Genomic DNA, 6,168 nt, shown 5'->3' on the forward strand with positions numbered 1-6,168 from the left:
TGTATAACCTAAAAAAACTCGGGTAATATGGCCGGTCCCATCAAATTAACTAACAGAATGGATATTATGGCTACCGAACCTCGTAAGATACTTGTCACCTGCGCCCTTCCCTATGCCAACGGTTCAATTCACCTTGGTCATATGTTGGAGCATATTCAGGCCGATATCTGGGTTCGTTATCAGCGAATGCGCGGCCAAACTGTTCATTTTATTTGTGCCGATGATGCCCATGGCACCCCCATCATGCTTAAAGCTAAGCAATTGGGTATAGATCCCGAACAGCTGATTGCCGATGTGCAAAAAGAGCACCAAGCCGACTTCCATCGTTTTAATATCGGGTTTGATAATTATCACACCACTCATAGCCCAGAAAACCGCGAGTTTGCCGAGCTTATTTATGGCCGCCTAAAAAATAACGGCTTTATTGAAAATCGCACCATTTCTCAGCTCTACGATCCCGAGCAAAATATGTTTTTGCCCGACCGTTTCGTTAAAGGCACCTGCCCTAGCTGTAAAGCTGAGGATCAATACGGTGATAACTGCGATGTGTGCGCGGCAACCTATAGCCCTACTGAGCTGATAAACCCTCGCTCTGCGGTGTCGGGCGCCACGCCTATTATGAAAGACAGCGAGCACTTCTTTTTTGACCTGCCCCAATTTAGTGGCATGTTAAAAGCTTGGACCCGCTCCGGGGCTTTGCAAGAAGAAATGGCGAATAAGCTAGAAGAGTGGTTTGAGTCGGGCTTGCAGCAGTGGGACATTACCCGCGACGCACCTTATTTTGGCTTTGAAATTCCTGATGCACCGGGTAAGTATTTTTATGTGTGGTTAGATGCCCCCATTGGCTACATGGGCTCATTTAAAAACTACTGCAACAAACGCGGCGACATTAACTTTGACGAATACTGGCATAAAGACAGCACCACAGAGCTGTATCACTTTATTGGTAAAGACATTGTCTATTTCCACAGCCTGTTTTGGCCCGCTATGTTAGACGGCAGTAACTTTCGAAAGCCCACCAATATCTTTGTGCACGGTTACGTAACCGTTGATGGCGCTAAAATGTCTAAGTCTAAAGGCACCTTTATTAAGGCAGATACCTACCTTAAACACTTAGATCCTGAATGCTTGCGCTATTACTACGCTGCTAAGCTCACTAACCGCATTGACGACTTAGACTTAAACCTGACCGACTTTGTGGCCCGTGTAAACAGCGACGTGGTTAACAAGCTGGTGAACCTCGCCTCTCGTAATGCCGGCTTTATTAAAAAGCGTTTTAACGGCCAGTTATCTGCCCAATGCGCCGAGCCTGCGCTGTATGCTGAATTTGCCAATGCCGGTGAGCGCATAGGTCAGTATTATGAGCAACGGGAATTTGGTCGCGCCATACGCGAGATCATGGCGCTTGCAGATAAAGCCAATCGCTATATAGATGAACAAGCGCCTTGGGTAATTGCCAAGCAAGAAGGTCAAGACGATCAGCTACAAGCTATTTGCTCGGTAGGCATTAACTTGTTCCGTTGTTTAATGACCTACTTAAAACCCGTGATGCCTGAGCTTGCTCAACGCAGCGAGGCCTTTTTAAACACCACTCTCACTTGGGACGCTTTATCTGCACCGCTAGTGGATCATACCCTTAGCTCATTTAAGTCATTATTTAGCAGAATGGACACAGACAAAGTAGCCGCCATGGTAGAAGCATCAAAAGAAGATCTCGCCGTTGAACAAAGCTTAATCTCAGCACCTGTATCGGGCCCTTTGGCGGATGACCCTATTAGTGACACCATCAGCTTTGATGATTTTGCTAAAGTCGACTTGCGCGTTGCGCTGATTACTAAAGCCGAAGCCGTGCCTAAAGCCGACAAGCTATTACGCCTTGAGCTCGATTTAGGCGGCGAAACCCGCCAAGTGTTTGCTGGTATAAAGTCTGCTTATAGCCCAGAAGATTTAGAAGGCAAACTCACCGTTATGGTGGCCAACCTAGCCCCTCGTAAAATGCGCTTTGGGTTAAGTGAAGGCATGGTATTAGCCGCCGGCCCTGGTGGTAACGATCTGTGGATTTTAGAACCCCACCAAGGCGCACAACCAGGCATGCGTATTAAATAACGGCCCTTCGGGGGCTGTGCCCCTTCGGGGAGCTGTACGCTTAACGCTGTACGCCGTACGTGAAAGAAAAACACCGCTTTGGTTTTTACGTATAGCGTATGGCGGGTAACGTACCGCTGTCTGTGCCATGGATTGCCGCGTCGCTACGCTCCTCGCAATGACGGCTAAGGGAAAGCGGTACGTTTAACGCGGTACGCCGTACGGTAAAGAAAACGCCGGTTTGGTGTTTACTTACGTATAGCGTATGGCGGGTAACGTACCGCTTAAAAAAGCATTATCGTGCTATCTGTAGTGCTAGCTGGTGGATGATGGCGGCGGTAATGCCCCAAATCCAGGTATTATGCCAGCGTATAAATACCACTTGCTGCGGCACTCCTTTACGACTCACCGACAATACATGGTGATGGCGCACATCTAATAAGTATTCGAGCGGTACTTGAAACAGCTCGTCTACTTCACCCGGATTCAGCTTAAAATTCACCTCCCCCTGCACCAGCCCTACAAAGGGGGTTAGGGCAAAATCAGAAATAGTATGCTGGGCCTGTAATTGCGCCAATGGCTGACACTGCTCGGGTAACAAGCCGATCTCTTCAAAGCTTTCACGCACTGCCGCATCCCATAGGCTGACATCTGTGCTGTCTACTCGCCCTCCCGGAAAGCACACTTGGCCGGCATGATGACGTAAATGGCGACTACGGCGCGTTAACACTAGCTCTAACCCTTGCCCGGTGGGCAGTAAGGGCATTAATACCGCCGCCGGATAGGCATTATCAGGCAAATGCGGATCAGCCAAAGGCGGCAACACATTAAGTCGTGTTTTTAATTCTTCTAACTGCATCGTTTAACACCTACCTCCTATTTTGCCCTACCACACAAGGCGTGCCACTTGTTATAGCGCTGCCAACACCGGCAATATTTTACCCAGCTTATCAAACAGCTCTTGGTATTCAGCCTCTGCGGTTGAGTCTGCCACCACGCCGCCGCCAGCCCAGCAATATAAACGATGTTGCTCAGCCACTAGGGTACGAATGGTAATGCTGGTGTCCATACGCCCATGGGCACTAATATAGCCAATACTGCCACAATAGGCATGGCGGCGGTGGGTTTCTAGCTCCTCAATAATCTCCATGGCCCGCACTTTAGGGGCGCCGGTAATAGAGCCCCCCGGAAAGGTTGCCGCTAATAAATCGGCCCCCGTTAAGCCCTCAGCAAGTTCACCGGTAATGGTAGACACTAAATGATGCACAGCCGCAAATGACTCAATGGCAAATAATGAGGGCACCTTTACTGAGCCTGGCACACACACGCGGCCAATATCGTTGCGCAGCAAATCCACTATCATTACATTTTCGGCACGATCTTTAGGCGCGCTCGCTAATTCATTGGCCAGCGCTTGATCTTGCTCTTGGGTCGCCCCTCTTGGCCGTGTGCCCTTAATGGGTTTGGTTTCTACCCGCCGCCCTTCAAGGGCAATAAAGCGCTCGGGAGATAAGCTTAATAAAGTGCTGTTCGGTAGCTGTAAAAAGGCCGAAAATGGTGCTTGATTGTGCTCACTTAGCTGCCGATAAGCCTGCCAAGTATCGCCACTAAATTGACTATTAAACCTCAGCGTTAAGTTAATTTGATAGCAGTCCCCTGCCCGCAGGTAATTTTGCACTCGATTAAAACGCTCAATATATTGTTGTTGGCTTTGGTTGGCTTGCCACTGAGAGGTGAGCTTAAAATGCACCTGCGCCAGCGCCTGTTGTGCTTGCCACCAGCTTAATCGAGCCGTCAATGCTGCCTGATCTCCTAGCACCACTAAATGCGCCAGCTGTTGCTCGCAATCAATCACCCATGCCCAATCAAATAGTCCCACCGCCATATCGGGGGTAGCCAGCTCATTAATGGCCGTATTCGGTATCCGCTCTACCCGACGCCCTAAATCGTAACTAAACAAGCCCAAGGCGCCGCCCACAAATGGCAGATGTGCATAGCCTTCTGGCACCTTCACATCACCAATAACGGCCGCTTGCCATTGTTTTAATAACGAAAATGGAGACGCTGTTGAGTGATAGCGCTGAGCTTGGTGCGTAATAAGCGTGTTGTCCGCCTCGGTAACTAAGGTGGCTAACGGCTGGGCACTCATAATATGAAAGCGGCTATCGGCACCATGATCTCCCCCCGACTCCAACAACATCGCCCAAGGTAAATGAGCAATAGGCGAAAAAAAATCATGCACAGAGCCGGTAAAAGGTTGGCTGTGAATATGTAAAGGCAGTCCCATTATGTAATCTACTCGACAGTTTTGGCATTTGGTCTGGCGCTCGGGCTGGCCAGCTTAGGGGCGTAAAGCGTATCATAGCGGTCATTATAACAATACCAAGCATCGCCCAAGAGACACTTGTCTTCTTAATAGAGCGAATAGCGAACCTGCGAGGAACATGATGAGCATTATTAAAAAACAGGATTTTATCGACTCCGTTGCCGATGCCCTGCAATATATTTCTTACTATCATCCATTAGACTTTGTGCAGGCGCTAGAAAAAGCCTATAACAAAGAACAAAGTCAGGCGGCCAAAGACGCCATTGCACAAATTTTAATTAACTCGCGCATGTCAGCCGAAGGCCATCGCCCCTTGTGCCAAGACACCGGCATAGTGACCTGTTTTGTTAAAATTGGCATGCAAGTGCAATGGGACAGTGACCTCACCGTACAACAAATGGTCGATGAAGGGGTACGCCGCGCCTACCTGAATGCCGATAATCCGCTGCGCGCTTCTATTGTTGCCGATCCGGCAGGTAAGCGTCTTAATACCAAAGACAATACCCCGTCTGTGGTACACATTGATATGGTGCCAGGTAATGAAGTGGAAGTGGCCATTGCCGCAAAAGGCGGTGGATCAGAAAACAAGTCCAAAATGGTAATGCTGAACCCCTCAGACGATGTCACCGAGTGGGTACTGAATACCCTGCCCACCATGGGTGCCGGCTGGTGTCCACCGGGCATGCTCGGCATTGGTATTGGCGGCACCGCTGAAAAAGCCGCCGTTATGGCTAAAGAATCCTTAATGGATCCGGTCGATATTCACGATTTAATAGAGCGCGGCGCTAACACCACCGAAGAAAAGTTGCGCTTAGAGATCTTTGAAAAAGCCAATAAGCTGGGCATTGGCGCTCAAGGTCTTGGTGGCTTAACCACAGTGGTCGACATTAAAGTTAAAACCGCCCCCACCCATGCCGCGTCTAAGCCGGTGGTGATGATCCCAAACTGTGCCGCTACCCGCCACGTTCATTTTCACCTAGACGGCTCGGGCCCTGCAGAGCTGACACCGCCTAAGCTGGAAGACTGGCCAGAAGTCACCTGGGAGGTAGGCGACAGTGCCCGCCGTGCTAATTTAGACACCCTAACGCGCGATGATATTGCTGAATGGAAAATGGGCGAAACCGTGTTGCTATCAGGCAAACTGCTTACCGGTCGCGACGCGGCACACAAGCGCATTCAAGAAATGCTAGCCAATGGCGAGCCTTTGCCTGTCGACTTTAAAGACCGCTTTATCTATTACGTCGGCCCTGTAGATGCCATTGGTGATGAAGCCGTAGGTCCGGCTGGCCCCACCACCGCCACCCGCATGGATAAATTTACCGATATGATGCTAGAGCAAGCCGGTTTGCTGGGCATGGTGGGTAAAGCTGAGCGTGGCCCGGCAACCGTTGAGTCTATTCAGCAGCACAAAGCCGTATACCTAATGGCGGTAGGCGGTGCGGCTTATTTAGTGGCTAAGGCCGTGAAAAAAGCCCGCATAGTGGCGTTTGAAGACTTAGGCATGGAGGCCATCTACGAGTTTGAAGTAGAAGATATGCCCGTTACCGTAGCAGTAGACTCCGAGGGCAACAACGCCCACGTAGCCGGCCCCGCCATCTGGAAAGCCAAAATAGCAGAGCTAGATGCGAAATTAAGTAACAAGTAACGTTAAGCGCCTTAAGCTGTACGCTATACGTAAACACCAAAGCGGTGTTTTTCTTTCACGTACGGCGTACCGCGTTAAACGTACCGCTTTCCCTTAGCCGTCATTGCGAGGA

The 6,168-nt window shown here is 49.9% G+C and carries 4 protein-coding genes; 2 read left to right on the forward strand and 2 right to left on the reverse strand.

Annotation, left to right across the window (positions count from 1 at the left end):
- Positions 1–66: 66 nt before the first annotated feature.
- On the forward strand, positions 67–2,106 hold the full coding sequence (gene metG / locus ACTHY5_RS02900; RefSeq protein WP_441876107.1) for a methionine--tRNA ligase: 2,040 nt from the start codon (positions 67–69) through the stop codon (positions 2,104–2,106).
- Positions 2,107–2,380: 274 nt separating this feature from the next.
- Here metG and ACTHY5_RS02905 read toward each other — a convergent pair whose 3' ends face one another.
- Both ACTHY5_RS02905 and pabB read right to left on the reverse strand, forming a co-directional pair.
- Entirely contained in the window at positions 2,381–2,944 is a 564-nt protein-coding gene (locus ACTHY5_RS02905; protein ID WP_441876110.1) for a CoA pyrophosphatase, read from the reverse strand.
- Between the two features lie 51 nt (positions 2,945–2,995).
- Positions 2,996–4,372 carry an aminodeoxychorismate synthase component I gene (gene pabB / locus ACTHY5_RS02910; RefSeq protein WP_441876113.1) on the reverse strand — a complete coding sequence of 459 codons (1,377 nt, stop codon included), beginning with the start codon at positions 4,370–4,372 and terminating at the stop codon, positions 2,996–2,998.
- 160 nt (positions 4,373–4,532) lie between these two features.
- On the opposite strand from pabB, the gene ACTHY5_RS02915 reads away from it, so the two are divergent.
- Positions 4,533–6,056, forward strand: coding sequence for a fumarate hydratase (locus ACTHY5_RS02915; protein ID WP_441876116.1), 1,524 nt, complete (start codon positions 4,533–4,535; stop codon positions 6,054–6,056).
- Positions 6,057–6,168: the final 112 nt, after the last annotated feature.

The organism is Oceanisphaera sp., assembly GCF_052084945.1.
In the GTDB taxonomy this organism is placed as follows: domain Bacteria; phylum Pseudomonadota; class Gammaproteobacteria; order Enterobacterales; family Aeromonadaceae; genus Oceanimonas.